Annotated in this window: 1 rRNA gene; it reads left to right on the forward strand. The window is 56.1% G+C overall.

Features of this window, described 5'->3' with window-relative positions:
- The first annotated feature begins 187 nt into the window (after positions 1-187).
- A 16S ribosomal RNA gene (locus ACX80F_RS16975) occupies positions 188-1724 on the forward strand.
- The last annotated feature ends 335 nt before the right edge of the window (positions 1725-2059 follow it).

Below are 2059 nucleotides of genomic sequence, written 5' to 3' on the forward strand. Positions count from 1 at the left end.
CGGTTGTTCCTGTTGTTTGAGAACTCAATAGTGTGCCAAGTTTGTTGATACCGATTGTTTTTTGATTGGTTGAATTGGCTGGTTGCCGCGCATTTTGTGTGTGGTGGCTGGTTTTTTTGGCTGGTTTCGAATTTTGTGCAGCAGTGTTGTCCGTTTTCCCGGGTGGCGTTGTTGTGTCTGTAATGCATTTACGGAGAGTTTGATCCTGGCTCAGGATGAACGCTGGCGGCGTGCTTAACACATGCAAGTCGAACGATGAACCTCACTTGTGGGGGGATTAGTGGCGAACGGGTGAGTAACACGTGAGTAACCTGCCCTTGACTCTGGGATAAGCCTGGGAAACCGGGTCTAATACTGGATACGACCTTCCCGCGCATGCGGTGTTGGTGGAAAGCTTTTGTGGTTTTGGATGGACTCGCGGCCTATCAGCTTGTTGGTGGGGTAATGGCCTACCAAGGCGACGACGGGTAGCCGGCCTGAGAGGGTGACCGGCCACACTGGGACTGAGACACGGCCCAGACTCCTACGGGAGGCAGCAGTGGGGAATATTGCACAATGGGCGCAAGCCTGATGCAGCGACGCCGCGTGAGGGATGAAGGCCTTCGGGTTGTAAACCTCTTTCAGTAGGGAAGAAGCTGATTCCTTTTGGGGTTGGTGACGGTACCTGCAGAAGAAGCGCCGGCTAACTACGTGCCAGCAGCCGCGGTAATACGTAGGGCGCAAGCGTTATCCGGAATTATTGGGCGTAAAGAGCTCGTAGGCGGTTTGTCGCGTCTGCCGTGAAAGTCCGGGGCTTAACTCCGGATCTGCGGTGGGTACGGGCAGACTAGAGTGCAGTAGGGGAGACTGGAATTCCTGGTGTAGCGGTGAAATGCGCAGATATCAGGAGGAACACCGATGGCGAAGGCAGGTCTCTGGGCTGTAACTGACGCTGAGGAGCGAAAGCATGGGGAGCGAACAGGATTAGATACCCTGGTAGTCCATGCCGTAAACGTTGGGCACTAGGTGTGGGGGACATTCCACGTTTTCCGCGCCGTAGCTAACGCATTAAGTGCCCCGCCTGGGGAGTACGGCCGCAAGGCTAAAACTCAAAGGAATTGACGGGGGCCCGCACAAGCGGCGGAGCATGCGGATTAATTCGATGCAACGCGAAGAACCTTACCAAGGCTTGACATGAACCGGAATGATGCAGAGATGTGTCAGCCACTTGTGGCCGGTTTACAGGTGGTGCATGGTTGTCGTCAGCTCGTGTCGTGAGATGTTGGGTTAAGTCCCGCAACGAGCGCAACCCTCGTTCCATGTTGCCAGCGGGTTATGCCGGGGACTCATGGGAGACTGCCGGGGTCAACTCGGAGGAAGGTGGGGACGACGTCAAATCATCATGCCCCTTATGTCTTGGGCTTCACGCATGCTACAATGGCCGGTACAAAGGGTTGCGATACTGTGAGGTGGAGCTAATCCCAAAAAGCCGGTCTCAGTTCGGATTGAGGTCTGCAACTCGACCTCATGAAGTTGGAGTCGCTAGTAATCGCAGATCAGCAACGCTGCGGTGAATACGTTCCCGGGCCTTGTACACACCGCCCGTCAAGTCACGAAAGTTGGTAACACCCGAAGCCGGTGGCCTAACCCCTTGTGGGAGGGAGCCGTCGAAGGTGGGACCGGCGATTGGGACTAAGTCGTAACAAGGTAGCCGTACCGGAAGGTGCGGCTGGATCACCTCCTTTCTAAGGAGCGCCTCGAGCAGCTGTCCTCGTCCTGTGTGGTGGGGGTGGTGGTTCGTAGGAGTTAGCCCATAGCGCGGGCGTTTGTTCCGCGGTGGGTGCTCATGGGTGGAATATCAATGGATAGGTGCCTGGGTGGTGCCTGCTGGTGGTGAGTACGTTCTCTTCCTTCGTGGGGGGTTCTGGAAAGCGGTGCTGGTGGGGGTTGTCCGGGTTTATCGTTTGGCACACTGTTGGGTCCTGAGATAACAGGGCCTCATGTCGTTGTGTTGGTTGTGCTGGTTGTGCTGTTGTCCTTGCGGTTGGTGGGGTGCCCTGTTGTGGGTGTCGTTGCCGGG

The sequence above is a fragment of the Arthrobacter sp. TMS2-4 genome, assembly GCF_054511075.1.